This window comes from Candidatus Endomicrobium procryptotermitis (genome assembly GCA_031279415.1).
Taxonomy (GTDB): domain Bacteria; phylum Elusimicrobiota; class Endomicrobiia; order Endomicrobiales; family Endomicrobiaceae; genus Endomicrobium_B; species Endomicrobium_B procryptotermitis.
Map to the genome: position 1 here is coordinate 22,481 of JAITIP010000045.1, position 20,767 is coordinate 43,247.

Consider the following 20,767-nt stretch of genomic DNA (forward strand, 5'->3'; position numbering starts at 1 on the left):
TCAACAATAGCAGCTGTGGTCTTTAATCTTTTCATGATACTGAACTATGATAATGCCAACATCCATATTAACCACATTATCTTTTACCATAAAATTTTTAAACTCTTTTAACAATTAATTATTCCTGATTCTAATTCCTTTTGACCTTTTATTTGAAGGCATTCCAAAACGGATCTGATGTTGAAGCATAAGCCGTCTGTCAGGTTCATGCAATGAATTTTCGGATTCAAGTTCATAGCTGCCGCTTAAATACAAATTATTGTTTAACTTATATCTCATCTCCAGTTCATGCCGCAAATCGATTTTTCTTTGTATCTGGTCAAAAGTTACAGAATAGCCAAGCAAAAACTGGTTTGTGATATTTTTTTCAACAGAATATTTAGTTCCATATAATAAATCAGCGAAAGTAGGATCTTCAATAACGCTTTGCTGCTGTTCTGAATTGACGTAAGAAACTTTAAAATTGTCGGCCAGCCCCGTTTTTCTAAGAACATTTCTGGCAATAGGCGTTGCAAAACTGCTGTCTATAAGTCTCAGCGCCTGCTGGCGCAGATCAAAATCCGATATTATTCCCAATATCAGTTCACGGCTGTTTGACATGTTATCAACGGTTTGTTCGGTTTTGGTAACCCTCGCCAAAGCCGTCTGAGAATCCAAAGTGGGATCGTCCTTAGAATAAAAACGCACATTCAAATTATCAATTGAAGATCTCGCAATCACCATCACTATGGTTTCAGATTCGGCTTTTCCCGGAGAATGAACATTTGTCTCAGCTTCACCGCTTACAAACATCATATTTCCATCGACAATTTCTATTTTTGCACTTATCACTTCAAAGACTATTCCGAGATATTTAATGCTTCCCCTCTGCGTTTCAATAATTCCCTGTGGTTTCGGTGCGGCGTATGTACCTCTTATAGATAATGTCCCATTTATCCATGCGTCGGCAAAAGAGTTTTCAAATTTAGTATTTTTTGCCGCCCTAAGTTCTATGTCAAACTCTGCATCATTGGGAAGAATATCTTCGGTATCAGAAGCAATATCAGGTGGCGGAAAAGTAAATCTAGTATTTTCCAAAGATATCCAGCCAGAAATTTTAGGTTTTTCCGGAGTTCCTTGTACAGAGATTTTAAATCTCGGTTCGCCCGAAGATAAATCCTGAAGTATTCCTCTGGAAAAAATCGAATCCGTCATCGGAAGCTGAGGTACTTTTATAGGTATTCCTTTATTATCTGTTTGAAGCTCTATATCAATATTTTTTATGTTAAATCCCTCTAAAGTCAAATATCCAGCAGCGTTAACTCTGCCCGAACCTGACTTTCCGCTCAGCTTATTTATCTTTACCTGATTATCGTCCCAGACTATATCGGCGTTAAAATCTTTCATTCTGTCTAAATACGTTTTGGAATCGAAAACCCCGTTTGAAATGTTAAGCTGTCCGCTGTTACGTATATTGTTTGCCGAGCCTTTAATCTCTCCTTTAATGAAGATCCTTCCAGACTTCGGTTTTATTTCACTTTGGGAAAGATATTTTAAAAGATACAATTTTGAATCATCAGATTCATAAGTAACTTCTACCGGCATATTCTTCATTTCTTCGGAGAGAGAATTGTCAATCCAGAAAGGAAAAAAACCTTTAACGTTTACGTTTATTTCATTTTTTCTGAATATTTTCGCCGTTTTAATTTCAGCTTTATTGTCCAAAGATTCGATTTCGATTTCAATGTTGTCGTATGGAATTTCCATTATGCTGCCGTTATTCGATTTTACAGAAAACTTCACTTTTGGAGTTTTAAAAGAGCCTGAAGCGTCAATACTAAAATCCGTCTTGCCGTAAATATCTATGGGAGCATCAAATATATCGCTTAACAATCCTAAATCCACGTATTTTCCCACCGTATTAAAACTAAATTCTTTATCTTTAAAAAAAGCATTGACGTCTATAGAAGCGCTTGATTTGGAGATATTAATATCTTCAATTTTGATATAATCTGCAAAATCAACAGAGCCTGAAAGTTTCAGTGGTACGGAACTTTGCAAAATAGTAAATTTCTTATCTTTTATTGTATAATCAAAACTTAAAGAAGAAAGCCGATACTTGTTTATCCACAAATTATTGATGTCAAATCTGCCGTTGTAAGTAGAACCGCCTTTTCTTTTGTTCATTTTGCCTTCAATATTAATTCTTCCGAAAATATCAGATGGACCCAGATGTGCATTTACCAAAAATAAACTGATATCGTATCTGCCGTTTTTGATATTAAAACTGCCTCTGTCAGCCCTGATTTCACTGTCAGCAAGTTTAGCTGAAGCGCTGCTGATAGATATTATTGAATCGTAAACTTCTATTTTTGATTTAATATCATTGAGTTTTACACCTTTTACAAAAGCTTTTGAACTGTTTATATCCATTTGCAGTCGTGTTTGCGATTTTTTATTCTGATAAATGGTTCCACTACCCGAAAACTCACCTGCCACTGGAGTTCTGAAACCCATAAATTTGTTTATTATCACCTCATTAAAATTTTCAAATTCAATGGAAAAGATATCTTTCTGCTCTTTATCATTTTTTTCCTCAACCAAAAGTTTTGTTTTGCTTGAAAGAAGCTCGGCCTTTTTAACTTTTAAAGCATTATTGAGATAGGAAATTTCCGAAGTAAATGAAAAAGGTATATCCGAATATTTTCCTTTTTTTACCGACATTATCATATTGACTACTGGGTTTTCTAGTGTGCCCGATATTTTAGCCGAAGCGTTAACGAAAGCTTCAATCTCTGGATAAACGCCTTTTATATTAGTATTTTTGAAATTTAATGCTCCGTTTAACTGCCAGGCTGCTTTTTTGTAAATGCATGAAAAATTTCCATATAAACCGTTGTCTGATTTTATATTTGAAAGTATGAGTTTGTCTAAAGCAAGCACGGCATCCACGCTGAATTTATTAAATGATACCCCCGATATTTTTATGGAATTGCTGGCAATAAGTCCCGATACTTCATTTTTTGAATTCAGTTCCCCGTTAAAAGTTATATCGCTGTCAACTTGAGCTGTACCAAATTTAATTTTTCGCATTCTTATATTTAATGATGAAATAGGATTCATATTCGTAAAACCTATTAAACCGGATGCATAAGCGTTTACGCTTTTGTCTTTGCCTCTTAAATGAAAGTTGCTTATGTGTATTCTGCTTAAATTTACGTCGCCTTTCGCTTCAAGCTTATTATATTTATTGTCAAAGAAAGAGCCGTCATATGCTTTAATATCAAAATGCGTAGTTCCGTCTTTTTCATATTTTATACGCCCACTGGCATTGCCTAAAATTTTATTTCCAGAATAACTGAAAGCCTTTAAAATGTTTGAAATATCCGTGTTTATGAATTTGAAATCCGTAGAAAGAATTTTTCCAGCCTTTATTACACTGTTAAGTATTATACTTTTATCGCTTTTATAAAAATAAAAAACGTATGTATCGGCGCTTCTGGTAATAGTCCCAAAAATATCGGTTTTTTCTATTTTTTCGGTAGTGAAATTTTCAAGAGAAAAATTTATCAGTCCGGAACTTTCATTAAACGCACCTTTTATAATGACAGTTCCGCCGGCATTGTGACTTAAATCCTGAACTATCGGAAGTTTTGAAACGAGGGTTTTATTCATGTCAATATTAATTTCTCCGGTTTTAAAATCACCAGAAAACATTCCGATAGGCTTTCCGTTGAAAGATATTTTGATATCATAAATTCCTTCTTTTTTATACAAACCATATATTTTGCCGCTTTTTCCATAATCGCATGAAATATAGTAATCACCGCTTGCCTGCCGAACTCCGGAAATGTCAAAACTTCCCAACTTTAAACCGTGAACTGAAAGATCTTTTAAAGTAAGGTTGAGATTTCCTTTCCCGTCTTTATAAATGAATGTCGATTCCGCTTCGGCGTTTATATCTTTATTTATTTTTGATAAAAAAATTTTAGATTTAGCGTTTATCTCTCCGTAAACATTACGTTCAAAAAATAAATTTCCATATTCTCCAAAAATATATGCTTTTATTCCGTTATTGTCTTTTGTCAAACTGCCGGAAGAGTCTGAAATTTCAAAATGATTTGACTTCATTTTTTCAATTATTATATTTTGTTTGAGTGAAAAATCTTTAATATTTATGTTTCCCAGAGCACTGACAATGCTTTTGATTTTTCCTTCGGAAACAAATGTGAATTCAGTATTTAATATATCGTCAGAGCTGCGCTTCATCACTCCGCTGACATAAATTGGAATTTCAAAAGGTAAGACTACCGATGAAATCGAAATTTCTTCGGGAGCTGCGCTTATTTCCGCATTTGTGATTTTAACGGTTTCTTTACCAGATTTGACGGTTATTGTGTCAGCTGTTATTCTAATGTTAGATTGAGGCATGGAAAAAGCTGTTTGCTCCGGTGGTGATTCCTTTTTCTTTTGTCGGCTAAACGTTCTCCGCGAATCTAAATCTATAGAAAGTCTATAAAATTCGATAGAGCTTACATAGTTTATGGGTTTTGTAATATTTTTTAATATTTTTCCGAGCTTTATTTTTACTACGACTTTATCTGCAAAAACTTTGTTATCCAGAGAAACGCTTGTAAAAACAATTCCTCCGCTTAACGGAGAAACATAAAAATTATCCATATTGAATTTATGTCTAGTTTGAACGTAAAGAAAATCTTTAAGAATGGGCACATATAAAAACATTCTTATGTTATATGCCGTAATAAAAATGGCAAATGTTATGCTCAAGTATATTGTATATCTAATAAATTTCCACACTTTTCCTCATTGTGTCAATGAATAGAATTGTCAAGGGTTTCAATTTCTAAATTACTTCGTTATATTCTACAAAGTATTGCTTTCTATATAAAGGGCTGAAATATGAACATTTAAACTAAGAAAAACAAAAGTCCACTTATTCTCGAACTTTTGTTTTTCTTTTTATGATTTAACATATATTTCCGCTTACTTAATCGGAACACCGGTAAGACATGTTAAATTCTTAAATTCTTTTATAAGTTTAGAAGTTATTTTTCCGGGTTTTCCATCGCCTATCTCTCTTGAGTCTGCGCGGACTACGGGAATAACTTCCGCGGCGGTTCCCGTTAAAAAGCATTCATCAGCCGTATAGATATTATACATCGAAATGCGCTCTTCTTTAAGCGGTATTCTAAGTTTATTTTTTGCAAGCTCTATGACGGCATCCCTCGTTATTCCCATTAAAGCGCCTTCGGAAGAAGGAGGTGTGTATATGACGCCGTTTTTGATTATAAATATATTGTCACCCGTACATTCTGCGACATAACCTTCGGAATTGAGCATTATGGCTTCCATAATACCCGCTCTTGTCGCTTCCATTTTAGCCATAATATTATTTAAATAATTTAAAGATTTCACGTTGGGACTGAAAGCGTCTGCTCTTATTCTTCTTGTAGCTGCAGTGATAACTTCGCCGCCTTTTTCATAGAGCTCACTCGGATAAAGAGAAATTTTATCTGCAATTATTATAATTGAAGGAGGTTTGGTGCACTTGTTCGGGTCAAGTCCCAAATCGCCGCAGCCTCTGGTAACTATAAGCCTGATATAGCCTTCGTTAAGTTTATTTGACAGAAGCATTTTTATTATGGCTTTTTCCATTTCGTTTTTTGTCATTGGAATAGTGAGATTGATTGCCCTGGCAGAAGCCCAAAGCCTGTCGAGATGTTCTTTCAGTCTAAATACTCTGCCATTATAGGCTCTGATTCCTTCAAAAATTCCATCCCCGTAAAGAAAACCGTGGTCAAAAACAGAAATCTTTGCGTCTTCCTGTGAAACAAGTTTTCCATCCAAATAAATTTTCATTTTGACACTCCTTGTACTTGTACAGTATATTCCTTATACCAATGTTTTTATATAATTTTACCATCTGTCATTTGTATCTGCCTGTCGGCCTTTTGAGCCAGTTCCCGATTGTGAGTTACTAAAACAAGAGTGGCTTTAAATTCGTTTGACACAGACAGCAGAAGATTTTCGATTTCAAGTCCTGTGTGTCTGTCAAGATTTCCAGTAGGCTCATCAGCAAATATTATTTTTGGTTTATTTATCAAAGCTCTAGCAAGGGCTGCTCTCTGCTGTTCCCCACCGGAAAGTTCGCTTGGAAAATGATTTTTTCTATGCGATAGTCCGACTTTTTCAAGTATTTCATGTGCATAAGAATTTTTTAAGTTTCTCTCATTCCATACTGGCAAAAAAATATTTTCCAAAACCGTAAAATCTGCTAAAAGATAATGAAACTGAAAAACAAAACCGATATTGTCTTTTCTCATTTTACAAAGGTAGTTATCATCAGATTTATAGCAATCCTTCCCGTCTATAAAAACCTGTCCCGATGTAGGTCTATCCATTAAACCCAAAATGTGAATCAGCGTGCTTTTTCCTGCGCCTGACGGACCTGTAAAAGCGACCTTTTGCCCGGTAGCAATGTCAATATTGACATTTTTTAAAATCTCAACATCAACTCCTGTGCGTTTTGTAAAACTCTTATTCAAATTAATCGTCTGTATTCTCATAAATTCCACTTCTAAATAATATATTCCATTTGCGAAGACGCAAAAAAGTCTGCCATTTCGTAATGTTTCTATTTTGTATCCATTTTTATTTTTCGAAAATTTCTCATTAAAAATTTAGCTCTGGGTGGTAAAGTATTGACAATCAAAAAGTGCCCTTCTTTTGTTATTCTATGCGTTTCTTTAAAAACCTTTTCTAAAAATTCTAAATATGCCTGATATCTTAATCTCTTGCATATAAAACATTTATGCTTTCTTTTGCTTTGTTTATGCCGTTTATCCGTACCGTATCGCTTCTAAAGGTTCCAGCTTTGAAACCTGATACGCAGGATAAATGCCTGCAAAAACCGTTATTATAAAAGCGCAGGCAGCCACGGAAAATATGTCCAACGGAATTATAGCTACAGGCAGCCTGTCAACATAATAAACACCGTGCGGAAGCTTAAATATTTCAAAATATTTCAATATAAGGCTTATTCCAAGACCAAATACAAGTCCTAAAAATGTGCCGAAAAATCCAACCACAATCCCTTCGTAAAAGAAAATTTTTGCAATAGACAATTTCGAAAAGCCTATGGCTGACATTATGCCTATTTCCTTTGATTTCTGCACGCTTAAAAGCAAAAGATTTGAGATTATATTAAACGCTGCAACAAGAATTATCAAGCCCAAAATCAAAAACATCATTATTTTTTCAAGTTTTAACGCCGAGAAAAGATTTTTGTTTAATTCTATCCATGCTTTTATTCTGTAAGGATATCCGAACTCTCTTTGAAGTTGGGCGGCGATATTTACCGCTTTGTCAAAATTATATGTCTGTATGTTTATGCCGCTGACTTCGCCTTCCATAGAGAATATTTTTTGTGCGTAAGACACATCTATAAAACCCAGCGAAGAATCAAAATCATACATAGCTGAATGAAACAATGCCATGATTTTAAATTTATACATTTTCGGCATGCTCGCAAAATTCGAAGGGAACATTAAAATTACCTCATCTCCCGCCGTAGCGCCAATACTCTTGGCTATTTCGCTGCCTAACACAATCTGTCCTTCACCTATACCGTCAAAATCCATATCCGAAATCTGTATGTGTTTTGAAAGATTTACCATAGCATCTTCATCTTTAAAGTTCACGGCCTTTATGATAAGTCCCGAAGACAGTGAAGATCCGAGCGCTCTTATCATGCCATGTTTGTAAATAAAAGGAGATGAAGCTTTGATATTTTTATTTCCTTTTATTTCTTCTTGTATTTTTTTGTAATCAGTAAAAGTGCTGCCGTCTATTCTGTTCATTACAACATGCGACTGAATACCTAAAATTTTATCTCTTATGTCTTTTTGGAACCCGCTCATTACCGACAATGTGATGACAAGTGCGGCAACACCCAAAGTGGTGCCGCCAATTGCGATCATAGTTGTCAAAAAAGCAAAAAAGCCCTTTTTTCTCGCTTTTAAATATCTGAAAGCTATGAAAAATTCCACAAGCATTTTCATTTTTTTATTCGGGCCTCATGGCGGGAAAAGTAATCACTTCGCGTATAGATTCCACTCCGGTCAAAACCATTACAAGCCGATCAATGCCGATTCCTAGCCCACCTGTGGGAGGAAGTCCTTGTTCGAGAGCAGAAATAAAATCTTCATCGTAAGGCATAACTTCATCAAAGCCTTTCTTTTTTGCTTCCATCTGTTCAGCAAATCTCATTTTTTGAAATTCTGGATCGTTAAGCTCCGAATAAGCATTTCCGATTTCCATGCCGTTAATATAGAGTTCAAATCTTTCGGCTATTTCCGGCTTATCAAACTTAACTTTTGACAAAGGAGAATAAACTGCGGGATAATCCATAACAAAAGTCGGATTTTTGAGGTTTGGGATAACTTTTTCATCAAAAAGCTGGTCGAGAATTTTTTTCTCCGAAGCGTCCTTAGGCAAATCAAGATTGAGGTGCTTTACTTGCTCAAAAAGTCTGCCGCTTTCCACATAAGGAAGTATATCAAGTCCTGTATATTCTTTTATGAGGTCAAACATTTTTGCCCTTCTGAAGTCAAGATTTATATCCGAACCGACTTTTTCCGCCGCGACTCTTATAAGAGTTTCCGTTATATCCATCATATCATTGTAATCGGCGTAAGCCTGATATAATTCCATCATCGTAAATTCTGGATTATGATTTCTGTCTATGCCTTCATTTCTGAAATTTCTTCCGATTTCAAAAACTCTGTCCATTCCGCCGACAACAAGCCTTTTTAAATAAAGTTCCGGCGCTATTCTTAAGAATAAGTCTATGTCCAAAGCGTTGTGATGAGTTATAAATGGATTGGCGTTCGCTCCACCTGCAAGAGACTGCAAAACTGGAGTCTCTACTTCAATAAAACCTAGCTCTTCTAGTTTATGTCTCATGGCTGAAATTACCATGCTTCTTTTGACAAAAACATCTTTAACTTCTGCATTAGCTATCAAGTCCAAATATCTTTGTCTATATCTTGTTTCGGTATCTTTAAGACCGTGCCATTTTTCAGGAAGTGGTCTGAAAGCCTTAGAAAGCATAGTCCAGTTGTCAACCATTATGCTTAGTTCATTTGTCTTCGTCCTGAAAGGCATTCCTTCGACGGCTATAATGTCTGACAGATCGACCATATTCTTAAAAAGCTTGTATTGTTCCACTCCAATTTTATCCGCACGAACGTAAATTTGTATTTTGCCAGATCCATCGCGTATATCCAAAAAAGCGGCTTTACCCATGTTTCTAAATGTCATAACTCTTCCTGCAGCTTTTACGGTAACGTCGTCAGCTTTTTGTTCTTTCTCAAGAGAAAAAAACTCTTTTTGTATATCATCAATCTTTTTTTCAATTTTGTATTTTGCCGGGTAAGGATTTATCCCCATTGCCGCCAAATCTTTGGCTTTTTGTTTTCTTTGAACAATTATTTGCTCTATGGGAGCAGCACTCTGTTGTTGAGATTTTTCTTGCATATAATTTTCACCTTTTAGAGTAATAACTCTATAAAATTTTGCTTAAAATAATAACATTTTTTTCAAAACCAGTCAAAAAGAAAATCTTATTGAAAAAATCAATCATTTTTTAATCCATAAAGGCATTCTGTTCAGGCAGTTTTTATAATTATAATTTCTGTGGATTTATCAATCCGAAACTATTAAAAATCAGTATGTTTTTCACAATGCAGAAATTTATTTTAAAAAGAGCTTTAATTTTTCTAAATAAAATAATACAATATTAAAAGTTATAAAATACTTTATAAATATTCGCTGATGCTATTAATTTGAAAGGGAGTAAAAATGCGTAAACTATTATTAATTATGTCATTTTATATGTGTTTCTCAACAGCCGCATTATCAGAATCTTCAGTTGATGCGATTTTAAAATTGGGATCCGCTCCATCTTCACAGATAACCAATAACCCTACGGGAAATGATGCAAAGCGATATGAAGCCGACCCAGGATATTCCATTTCTCCCGAAGCGTACTTTTATTTTACTGATAATCTCGGAGTGGGAATAGGTTATAGTCAGATGTTTGAAAGATATATAAAAGGAAGAGGGGACTTAATATCTTCGAATTTTTATTTTGTTTTCAGACCGAAAATTAAAGTTATTGAAAAAGAGTTTGTATATTTAATAGGCCAGATTGGTTTTTCAATGATGGATCACAATTTTGAAGTGAATAATGAAGAACTCGACAATGCAACAGGACTATATTACGGAGTAGGAGCTGGAGTAGATATACACAATTTTATTTTCGAACTTCTGTATACTTCAAATAAAGTTATTTTTAAGAGTCTGAACTCAGATTATGAAGAAGAAGATGAATATACAATGATGACTATCAATATAGGTTACAGATTTTCAATGCCGCTTTCAAAAAAAGCTACGCAGCTGACAATGACAGAAGAGTTGAGTTTTCCTGAAGAATAGAATCCAAACTTTATATACAAAAATCTCATCCGCAAAAACTATTTTGCGTCTGGGGTTTTTAATAAAAAATGCGAAGAACAGACGATTTCAAATCGTGCATTAGCATATTTAATTTGGCTCTTTTGATAATTATTGACAAGTAAAAAGGACCTTTTTTAAAAATGACAAAACATGTTTTATTTGTTTTTAACAATATTCCAGTCAATAAGAAAGCACAGGCTAATTGATAAACTGTACACCCAACTAGCCGTAGGACACATTAAACTACATTTCATATGTAAGGTCAAGAATCTTGCATCGCTGAAGCCCTATCTTGCAGCAATTCTTTAATAATACGGTTACATACCTAGTATAACACCTAAAAATCATAGTAGTACCGTATCATATATACTAAACTTTGTAATTAGTAACAATAATATGCTTTGCGTCTGCTTTAAAACGATTACGTATATTAACTGAATAACTCTTAAAATATTCATCTCTAATGTATTTTTTGTAGAGTTTTTCTGTCAAAGGTGTTTTCCCAATAATCATTAACGCTTTACAATTCAAATTTCTGAAATCATGTGCCAATCGCACATGTTGTTCTTCATCAAAACCATTCATCATGTCTATATTACCATAATCATTAAAAATACAATCATATGGCGGATCCAAAAACATAAAATCTTTTGTATTAGCCATATTAAAAATACTCTCATAGTCAAAATTAAAAAGCTGAGCTTGTTTTAGCAAAGCTGCATGTTTATCTGTTACAATTTTTGTATTTAAATTAGGATATCGCCCAAATGGAACATTATATTCACCGCTTGAATTATGTCTTATCATTCCGGAGTATGCTGTTTTATTTATAAAATAATATATTACACCTTTCATGTAAATTGGTTCAATTTTATTATTGTACATATCTCTTATTTTGTAGTACAAGGCCTCATTTTTATTTTCAACATGAGCATTAGGATTTTTAAACTTCTTTTTTTTATATTGTTTTTGATTGTTTTCATACTGCATCTGAATAGTATCAAGCTCTATTGTCATCTTATCGTACTTTTTTTGAACATTTAAATAAAAGGAAATAAGTTTATCATTAACATCATTTACTATCGCTCTATCTGGCTCTAAGTGAAAGAAAACAGCTCCTCCCCCTAAAAATGGCTCCAGATAAGTATCAAATCTTTTGGGAATATACCTTGAGAAAAGAGGTATTTCTCTTGATTTTCCACCTCTGTATTTTAACATAGGGTTCATATATATTTCCTTTAATTATGCAACTAACCAATTAAGCGCTTTTTCTTGTATAGCAGAATACCATTGTTTTTCATCCTTTGCTATTTTAAGAGCTTCTTGTGAAAACATAAATAATTCCTTAATATGTTTTGAATCAGGCACAAAATCTGCAGAATAAGAATTTTCCACCATTTTCATAAAAACATCCAATTCAATAGGAACAATTACAGACTTACCACCATAATATGATACTTGAGTTTTAGCTAGTGTATAAAAATGTGCAATGCTAGCGTCATTGACTTGAGGTGCTATAAATAAGCAAAAAGCATCTTTTCCTATATTTTTTTTATATTTAGCCAAATGCTTTGCAACAGGCTCGCCTTCAGCTTCATATTGTCTTTGCCCTCTCTGCATTGTTACTTCAATGATAACCCCAAAATCTCCATAATCACATTCAATATCTGGCATGTTACCTTGTGCAGTAGATAATGGCTGTCCAGAGTCATCAATTTTAAAGTTCCCCGTTATTTGTCCACCATTAAGCATGGTCATTGCTCTCCATGTATTCCATTCCAACATTAATGGCACATCATATAAGTCATCTGAAATGATTTCATTATAAGTGTCTATTACTTCCAAATAAAGACTATATGATTTAAGATCCTTAACTTGTTGCAAAATAATGCTTTCTCTGTTTTCTTTAATTATATTTATACGAATATCTTTCAATTGTTCAATAGTTTTATTCTCTAAGTAATTCTTTGTAGTTTTACTATATTTTAGTATATATTTTTTTAAATACTCTTTATTGTCTATGTACAGAACGGGCAAAGTTGAATTAAATAAATATTGTTTATAGTGAGCTTCATTATCTATAAACACAGGGTTTCTATCAAGTGTCTTTAATATGTATTCCACCTCATGTATTTTATCAGACATAATAGATAAAGACCTTCCCTTTTGTGCAATTGCAACCAATCCAGTAGATCTTAAATATCTAAAACAAGCATCGGTATAATCTCTAAGATTGCTACGTTTTGTCTTTTTAAATTTCTTAAGGGAAATATCTTTTGACTCACGAGTATTTGTTTTGCCAGTTTTTATTTCCTTTTTGAATATTTTTTGTAATTCCTTGTCAAAAACTTCTTGCATATATTGTTTATAGCTATGATTAAACTTTTTACGATTTTTACGAAATAACAATATTTTCTCAATGATTTTCTCAAACTGCTTATAATCTGTAAGCTGCATGCCAAATATCATTATTTCGTCAAAAGTAACTTTTTGCAAGGTATAAATTATTCTTAACATTTCCAAATATGGTTTTATATGAAATACTTTATTTTTTCCAGAAACTTGCTTATGATAAGGGGAAGGAAGTTGAAATTTTAATAACTGTCTAAGAATGATTTCTTCTGTATATTTACCACTAACAAAGACTTTCCCTGCATCAGTAAGCTGTACTGTTGGCTGCAAATCAACAAAACCCAATGCTTTCGGAGCTCTATTAATTCTATCCCTTGCACTAAAAGCCAAATCAGCAGAACCTTGTCCTTCAAAAGTATTATTCTGATCCTTTAAAAGCATCTTAATAAACTCAGCTTGAGAGCAAGAATTCCATTGCTTCCCAGAAAATTTTTGTGTTAGCAATTTAATTTCTGGTATCATTTTTGTCGGAGTTCTTGGAGAGGTAGTAAAAAATAAAGTTTTACTTTTTAATATTGCCATCAAAATGACCTTTTAGGAAGTGTTAATTACATATTTTTAACATTATATCATGAATAATGTTAAAAGTGAACTTTTGTTTTATGTACTAACAAATATTACATGAAAAATTTAGAAATGAACAAGTATACAACCTTTTTTTTAATTAAAAAATCCCACTTCAGAGCCATATTAATTTTTAGGACTAATACGGGACTAAAATAGGACTATTTATGAGTGAAAAAACGCCCCGAAGAGGAGTTGAACCTCCAACCTTATCCTTAGGACGGATCTGCTCTATCCAATTGAGCTATCGGGGCATTTTTTATTCTGTGTATTTTAAAAGAGAAAATATTTCAACTGATTTATTGCAGATTTTTTCTCTTCCGTTGAGGAAAGCAAGCTCCAAAATGAAAGCTGCCGCAACGACATTTCCATTTATTTGCTCTATAAGTTTTATTGCTGCCGCCATAGTGCCGCCTGTAGCGAGTATATCGTCAATAATTAAAACTCTTTCATCTTTTTTAATGGCATCTTCATGAATTTCTATAGCAGCATGTCCGTACTCAAGATTATAACTGACCCCAATGGTTTTAGCAGGCAGTTTACCTTCTTTTCTTATTGGAATAAAAGGAATATTCATTTTTAAAGATAAAGGCATTCCGAAAATAAAACCTCTGGATTCTATACCGGCTATTTTATTTATTTTTTTATCCTTAAACTTTTCTGCTAATGCATTGATTATGTAGTTGAAAAGACCAATATCCTGCAAAATTGGTGTGATATCCTTATAAATAACACCCTGTATCGGAAAATCTGGAATGTCTCTTACGGTTGATAAAAGTTTTTGCATATACATATTTACACCCTTCTGTCTTTTTTAAAACGTCTGTCATTTTCTCTGTAATAACTCTTTTTGTAGTCCCTTCTGTCTTTTTTATTTACGCGACTATCCAGCATAAGCTTTTTGGCTTCTTCTTTATCTATGAGATTATATCTTACAAAAATGCCTTTAAGCCTCTTTAAAGCTTTTACTTCAAGCTGTCTGACGCGTTCTCTGGAAATTTTTAACACTTTTCCCGACTCTTCTAAAGACATCGGCTTTACTCCGCCGAGTCCGAAACGCATTCTTATTATTTCACGTTCTCTCGGAAGCAGATAATTTAAAGCTGTACCAATATCCGCATTTGTTCTTATGATTTCCGTAACCGACTCGGGCGACTTAACCTCTTCATCCACAATTACGTCTTTAACAAAAATATCTGAAGCATCGCCTATGGGCGATTCAAGCGAACTCATACCGTTAAAAACCGTAGCTGCTTTCATTAAATTGCTTGTCTGCTTTTTACTTAACTTAAGTTTAACCGCAACTTCTTCTATCGAAGGATCGCGGTTAAGTTTTTCTCTGAGATTGCCCCACATTTTCATCCATAAATTCAAGGAATCCCATATATGCGACGGTATTCTGATTGTTTTTGTCTGATTTTCTATGGCTTTACGCATATACTGTTCAATCCAGTAAACCGCATAAGTGGAAAAAGCTACTTTTTTTGAAAAATCAAATTTCTCCACGGCTTTTATTAGCCCCATGTTTCCTTCTTCGACAAGATCCATAAAATCTATGCCTTTTTTTATGAATCTTTTTGCAATAGGGATAACAAGTCTATAATTTTGTTCGACAAGCTTGTCAAAAGCTTCTTTATTATTTTTTGATTTTTCCCACAGTTTCGCCATTTCCTGTTTAGAAAGAGGCTTTATTGCTCTTATGGCGTCAAAATAGAGCTGAAGAGGATCATACTTAATAATCATATTTTTAAAATATCCTTATTTGTATAACATCGGGGCGACTGGATTTGAACCAGCGACCTCACGGTCCCGAACCGAGCGCTCTAGCCAGCTGAGCCACGCCCCGACTTTAGCGTATTTATAAACTAAATAGTTTTAATGTATTTATTGTTTTTATCGACAAAAACAATTTTTGCCGTGACAGGTTTATCGGAAAGAGCAAATCCCATTATAATAATTTCTTCGCCTTTTTTTATTAAATGAGCAGCAGCGCCGTTGATACAGATAATGCCTGAGCCTGGTTTTCCGGGAATAATATAAGTTTCCAATCTGGCACCGCTCGTATTTGAAACCACTAAAACTTTTTCGCCTATCCAAAGACCGGCTTTATCGCACAAATCCGTGTCAATCGTTATGCTGCCTTCATAATTTAAATTTGCCTCAGTCACTGTAGCTTTAAAAATTTTTGAACTTAAAACAAACTTCATGACTTTCTTTTCCTCTATTATATACTTCTATTTTAACAAAATTGCACAAAATATTTCTAATCTTTCTCTACATTTTTGCGAATACGCACAACTCTTTCCGGGAACGGAATTTCTATACCCTCTTCATCAAATCTTTTCTTAAGATTCTTTAAAACTGCATGAGTAATTTCCGATTTTACAAAAACCTCTTTGACTCTAAAAGTCAGAGTAAAATTTATGGAAGAATCGGCAAATTTATTAAAACGACATATTGGAGTATAGCTTTTTACAGCGCCTTCTGAAAAATTTAAAATTTCCCGCGCCGCTTCCACGGCTATTTTTTCTGCCTTTTCCAAATCGCTTCCATAGGCAATACCACAATCAATGGATGTGGTTACTTCTGCCCGGCTGAAATTGTACTTTGAAATTATGGCAGATGCAACTTTTAGATTAGGAATAATAATGAGCACATTCGAAGTTTCTCTTATCTTTGTCGCTCTCCATCCTATTTCGATAACCGTACCTTCCTGCCCAGAATCAAGCTTTATATAATCTCCACGTGCTATCTGCTTTCCGAACAATATATTTATTCCGGCAAAAAAATTGCCCAAAGTGTCCTGAAGAGCTAAAGCTACTGCAAGAGAACCTATTCCCAATGCTGTGAGCATGGGAGTAAGTTTAATGCCTATTTGGTTTAAAATTAAAAGTCCCCCTACTGCAATTACAACAAACTTAATAATGTTTATGCTTATTGTTTCCAAAAAGGTTTTGCGAAATACTCCCGCAAAAATATTTCCCAGCAAAAATACTATGGAAAAAGCAAAAATTGTATAAAATATTTTTAAGACAACAGGATCTTTATGATTTAATGGCGATATAAAAAAAGCACAGTACAAACCCACAAGAAACGACCAAAAAGATATATATTTTTTTAAAAAATCTGAAGTTTCATCGCTTGTTATAATGCCTATTTTTTCTAAAAGTCTTCTGATAAATACAGCTGCATATTTCCTTAATAAAAAGCCTATAAAAAAAACTGCAAGAAGAACGACCGCGCTTATAATCCACAGAGTAAAATCCGAATATTGCCGGTTAAAAAAGTCAAACATTTAATTTCCCACCGTATTCCGTACAGATTTTTATTTTTTAGGTCTTTCTGCTTCTTCCTGACATTGAATGCAATATCTTACCCACGGTATTGCTTTAATTCTTTCCAAAGGTATTTCCTGACCACAGCATTCGCATTTTCCGTAAATGCTTTTTTCTATTTTTGCCAATGCATCATTTACATCGTTCAAAGTTATTTTATCGGCTGCAGCCAGCTCGAAATACATTTCTTTTTCGCTGTTTTGACTTGCCGTGTCGATTTCATCACCGACTATAATGTCTGAATCATCTCTTTCTTTCTGCGCATTAACTTTATTTAAAATTTCCGTTCTTCTCTGTGTCAAAAGCTTTTTAAACTGTGCGGCGTCCTTTTTATTCATTTCATAACTCCTTATATTTCGTTTAATTTGTAAAAACTTTAACTGTTTTCAGCATTTCCGTTTCCTGACCGCTTATTCTTATATCTTTTGAAGACATATCAGTTAAATAATCGCATATTTCCTGAGTTATGCGTTCGCCCGGTATCACAACTGGAATTCCAGGAGGATACGGTGTAAGCGTTTGCGCGGCAACATGCCCGACGGCCTTTTTTAAAGCTATTCTTTTTGTACTATTTGACAGATATACGTCTCTCGGGGCCATAACCATTTCTGTAGCCAAAGAAGGAATCCGAAGTATCCAGTTTTTTTGTTTTCCGTGATACTTTTTGCTTATTTCTTTGAGCGCGTTTACAAAAGCTTCGAGATCAGACTTTTCAGTTCCTATTCCCGATATTGCCACAAGATTGAATATGTCGGCATAATCAAGTTGTATATTATATTCTTTTGCGAGAATACTTTCAATTTCATATCCCGAAAGCCCGGTTTTTGTAACATTAACCGTAAGCTTTGTAACATCTAAATCATATCCAAGCTTCAATATTTCTTCTCTTGTAAAACATTTTACTGAAGCTATGTCATTATTTATATAAGTGCGTCCCCATTCACATGAGAGAATAACTTTATCAAGCATCTGGCTGCCGTGCAAAACAGCTTGCTTTCTGGCCAAATCAAGAGACGCCAAAGTTAAATAGTTAGGGCTTGTCGTCTGCAGCATTGAAACCACTTTTTTTAATCTGTTAATATCGACAAGTTTAGAATTATAATGCAAAACCGACCCTTGCGACAATGCCGAAAGTATTTTATGCGTAGATTGTACGCATAAATCCGCACCTGCATCAACGGCAGATTCGGGAAGATTTTTATTAAATATCAAATGCGCTCCATGAGCTTCATCAACCAAAACTATTTTTCCGCGTCTGTGACATAAATCAACGATTTTTGAAAGATCCGTAACTATTCCATTATATGTAGGACTTGTAATGAATACGGCTTTTGTCTCGGGATAACGGTTAAGAGCATCTTTTATCTGCTCGTAAGAAGAATTAAAAATAATATCTAAATTTTGATCTATTTTAGGCTGCAGCCAGATAGGCCATACGCCAGATAAAATAACGCCGGCCATTATTGATTTATGAGAGCTTCTTGAAACGATAACTGAATCACCGGGATCGCAAGCAGCAAGAAACATCGCCATATTCCCCACTGACGTTCCGTTTACGAGAAAAAAAGAACTCTGTACTTTATAAGCATCGGACATAAGTTCCTGTGCTTTTTTTATAGGTCCTACGGGATCGTGCAGAGAATCGACTTCGTCAAAGACTGTTACATCAAATTTATATACTTCTTCGCCGGTATAGTCTTTAAGTTTTTTATCTATACTTCTTCCATTTTTATGTCCAGGACAATGAAACGAAACGACATCTCTTTTAGCGTGTTCCATAAGAATGTCGAATAACGGAGTTTTAAAATGACGGGCTAATGACGATTTTGATTGTTTTTTCATATTATAAAAAATTAAAATCTCCAATAAAAGCAATTAAAATATGAAACAGTTCCTGGTCTTTTGTTTTTTTTACCAATGATAAATCATATGTGCATACATTTCATAAACTTCGTACAACTTACTGCAGCATCTACAGTTTAAATTAATACAGACAGTAATAATACTTTATTTAATGATTATAGTCAATATCATGTAGAATATTACAATATATTAAAGATTTTAGTTTTTAAGAAGATGTTGGAGTCTCTATACAGTCCTCATTTCTATAAATGAACTGCTCTTGTTAAAACCTTCTATAAAAGCATTGGTTGACTGAGGGCTTGTTTTATTTTGACCTTGTGGATTTGTAAAATCTTAATTTCCTTTCAACGCTTATTTTAAGCGTGACGACTTATCCTCAAAGAAAGGCAGTGCCTACTGCTAACTTCCTTTTCCCTTTTCTTTTGCTTCGATTACCATGTTGAAGCTACATCTTTTATCTTTGCATTAACATGAAAAACATAAAGCCCGCTTATAAAAGCGGGCCAAGAATTATGTGTTTTTCATAGCAGACAATATCTGAAAACCAAATGCGTTCATCCAATTAATAAAAGTTCTACTTTATTTTTCTTCCTGCAAAAAGGCTGCGGCGTATTCTGCTTCCCGTGTTGCCGGAAATTTTATAAGAATTTCATTATAAACGTTCTTTGCATCTTCTTGAGAATTCGTAAGCAGATAGTACCTTGCAAGTCCGATATAGACATCTTTTATAAGAAAACTATCCGAATATTTATTTATAAATTCATTCGAATAAAGTATGGCGTTGGAATAATCTTTCTGTTGGTCATATAAATATATTATTCTGGACAATGCCAAAGGCTTTATAAGTTCAGGAACTCCTTTTTCTTCAGTTTCTTTCAACAGAAGCAAAGCATTCGTATAATCTTTATTTTCTATCATCATATCGGCTTTTACAAGTCTTGCCTGATAAGCTGCCGGGGTGTTTCCCGAATAAATAATAGCATTGTTTAAATGTGCTGCTGCCTGCTGTTGATTGCCACTTCTTAGATACATATATGCGGCGGCCAGTCTATCCGAAGAACTTTCTTTTAAAGTTTGTAATCGTATAAATACAAAACCGCTTAACATAATAACTCCCAGCGTAAAACCTATGACAGTAAAAAATCTCGTTCTGTTTTCCTTTATTTGTTTTGCCAAAAAATTTACAAATCTGTCTGCCTTTGACATTTTTAGAGACTGCATTTCGTTCATCTCCTTATATGTTCTTTTAATATTTCGATATTATTTCCACCGCATTCTTCTGCATTATTTCATAATAATTTTCTGGTAAACCTGACTCTAGAAGAGTTTTTGCAATCATCTCAGGCGTCAAAATATTTTCGGGAGTGTGAGAATCTGTATTTAAAACAAGTTTAGCTCCCGCTGCAATGCCTATTTGCGCCACTTCTCTATTTGTGGCATTATGACCTTTACGCGTACTAATTTCAAGTTTTATGTTATTTTCAGCTGCGGTTTCCGCTTCTTTTTTAGTTATATGTCCGGGATGCGCAAGGATGTCTATTCTCGCTTCTAAAGCATAAATATTTGTCTCAGGAGGAACGGTTTCAGCGATCGTTTCTCCATGAACGACAATAATTTTTGACCCGAGTTTTCTGCATTCGTCCGCCGCTTCTTTAATAAGTTTAGGAGGAACATAAGTTATTTCCACTCCCGGCAATACAAGAATTCCGTAATTGTTGGTAAGAACTTTAGCAACCTTTATTATTCTTGGTATTACAAAGTCCATATTTGAAAAATCGACATGATCAGTGAGAGCTATCGCTTTGTAACCTTTATATTTTGCTCTGTAAACAAGTTCCGAAGGAAGCAAAACTCCATCAGAAAATAATGTATGAGTATGCAAATCTATCATTTATCTTCTATCTTCCTCATATTTATATATAGTAAAAATAAATTATACAAAGATATTCACATTCAGTCAATTTCATCAAGGTCAAAATAGAGATGTCTCTTTTTTTAGATAAAATAAAGAAGGGGGCATAGAATGAACATTCTCAAAGAAATATAATGAAGGTGAAAGATTTTAGAATAAGTTG

General features: G+C 34.0%; 17 protein-coding genes and 2 tRNA genes. 1 reads left to right on the forward strand and 18 read right to left on the reverse strand.

Annotated elements, in window-relative coordinates; translation table 11 throughout:
* From LBD46_09005 to lysS, 6 genes are all read right to left on the reverse strand, one after another.
* The gene (locus tag LBD46_09005; protein MDR2427294.1) at positions 1-114 is read right to left on the reverse strand and encodes an MscL family protein; all 114 of its coding nucleotides are present in this window, start codon (positions 112-114) and stop codon (positions 1-3) included.
* Positions 115-4,797, reverse strand: coding sequence for a translocation/assembly module TamB (locus LBD46_09010; protein ID MDR2427295.1), 4,683 nt, complete (start codon positions 4,795-4,797; stop codon positions 115-117).
* Positions 4,798-4,983: 186 nt separating this feature from the next.
* Entirely contained in the window at positions 4,984-5,859 is an 876-nt protein-coding gene (ilvE, locus tag LBD46_09015) for a branched-chain-amino-acid transaminase (protein MDR2427296.1), read from the reverse strand.
* A gap of 47 nt (positions 5,860-5,906) precedes the next feature.
* Positions 5,907-6,566, reverse strand: coding sequence for an ABC transporter ATP-binding protein (locus tag LBD46_09020; protein MDR2427297.1), 660 nt, complete (start codon positions 6,564-6,566; stop codon positions 5,907-5,909).
* A gap of 273 nt (positions 6,567-6,839) precedes the next feature.
* On the reverse strand, positions 6,840-8,060 hold the full coding sequence (locus LBD46_09025; protein MDR2427298.1) for an ABC transporter permease: 1,221 nt from the start codon (positions 8,058-8,060) through the stop codon (positions 6,840-6,842).
* Between the two features lie 4 nt (positions 8,061-8,064).
* Complete coding sequence (gene lysS, locus LBD46_09030) at positions 8,065-9,537, reverse strand: lysine--tRNA ligase (protein ID MDR2427299.1); 1,473 nt, start codon at positions 9,535-9,537, stop codon at positions 8,065-8,067.
* Between the two features lie 324 nt (positions 9,538-9,861).
* Here lysS and LBD46_09035 point away from each other — a divergent pair, with 324 nt between their 5' ends.
* Positions 9,862-10,497 (forward strand): porin family protein, encoded by a 636-nt coding sequence (locus LBD46_09035; GenBank protein MDR2427300.1) that lies wholly within the window; start codon positions 9,862-9,864, stop codon positions 10,495-10,497.
* Between the two features lie 390 nt (positions 10,498-10,887).
* On the opposite strand, the gene LBD46_09040 is transcribed toward LBD46_09035, so the two are convergent.
* From LBD46_09040 to LBD46_09095, 12 genes are all read right to left on the reverse strand, one after another.
* Positions 10,888-11,745 carry a Dam family site-specific DNA-(adenine-N6)-methyltransferase gene (locus tag LBD46_09040; GenBank protein ID MDR2427301.1) on the reverse strand — a complete coding sequence of 286 codons (858 nt, stop codon included), beginning with the start codon at positions 11,743-11,745 and terminating at the stop codon, positions 10,888-10,890.
* Positions 11,746-11,760: 15 nt separating this feature from the next.
* Positions 11,761-13,452: an AlwI family type II restriction endonuclease gene (locus tag LBD46_09045; protein MDR2427302.1), complete on the reverse strand. Its 1,692-nt coding sequence runs from the start codon at positions 13,450-13,452 to the stop codon at positions 11,761-11,763.
* A gap of 222 nt (positions 13,453-13,674) precedes the next feature.
* Positions 13,675-13,748 (reverse strand) — tRNA-Arg (locus tag LBD46_09050).
* A gap of 5 nt (positions 13,749-13,753) precedes the next feature.
* The gene (gene apt / locus LBD46_09055; GenBank protein MDR2427303.1) at positions 13,754-14,287 is read right to left on the reverse strand and encodes an adenine phosphoribosyltransferase; all 534 of its coding nucleotides are present in this window, start codon (positions 14,285-14,287) and stop codon (positions 13,754-13,756) included.
* A gap of 2 nt (positions 14,288-14,289) precedes the next feature.
* Positions 14,290-15,237: an RNA polymerase sigma factor RpoD/SigA gene (locus LBD46_09060; GenBank protein MDR2427304.1), complete on the reverse strand. Its 948-nt coding sequence runs from the start codon at positions 15,235-15,237 to the stop codon at positions 14,290-14,292.
* Between the two features lie 29 nt (positions 15,238-15,266).
* Positions 15,267-15,340: transfer RNA gene (locus LBD46_09065), tRNA-Pro, on the reverse strand.
* 19 nt (positions 15,341-15,359) lie between these two features.
* Positions 15,360-15,701: an aspartate 1-decarboxylase gene (locus tag LBD46_09070; protein ID MDR2427305.1), complete on the reverse strand. Its 342-nt coding sequence runs from the start codon at positions 15,699-15,701 to the stop codon at positions 15,360-15,362.
* Between the two features lie 56 nt (positions 15,702-15,757).
* On the reverse strand, positions 15,758-16,789 hold the full coding sequence (locus tag LBD46_09075) for a mechanosensitive ion channel family protein (GenBank protein ID MDR2427306.1): 1,032 nt from the start codon (positions 16,787-16,789) through the stop codon (positions 15,758-15,760).
* A 30-nt stretch (positions 16,790-16,819) separates the two neighbouring features.
* Positions 16,820-17,167 (reverse strand): TraR/DksA family transcriptional regulator, encoded by a 348-nt coding sequence (locus tag LBD46_09080; protein ID MDR2427307.1) that lies wholly within the window; start codon positions 17,165-17,167, stop codon positions 16,820-16,822.
* A 22-nt stretch (positions 17,168-17,189) separates the two neighbouring features.
* Positions 17,190-18,671 carry an aminotransferase class I/II-fold pyridoxal phosphate-dependent enzyme gene (locus LBD46_09085; GenBank protein MDR2427308.1) on the reverse strand — a complete coding sequence of 494 codons (1,482 nt, stop codon included), beginning with the start codon at positions 18,669-18,671 and terminating at the stop codon, positions 17,190-17,192.
* 600 nt (positions 18,672-19,271) lie between these two features.
* Complete coding sequence (locus tag LBD46_09090) at positions 19,272-19,913, reverse strand: tetratricopeptide repeat protein (GenBank protein ID MDR2427309.1); 642 nt, start codon at positions 19,911-19,913, stop codon at positions 19,272-19,274.
* 25 nt (positions 19,914-19,938) lie between these two features.
* Entirely contained in the window at positions 19,939-20,583 is a 645-nt protein-coding gene (locus tag LBD46_09095) for a histidinol phosphate phosphatase domain-containing protein (protein MDR2427310.1), read from the reverse strand.
* Positions 20,584-20,767: the final 184 nt, after the last annotated feature.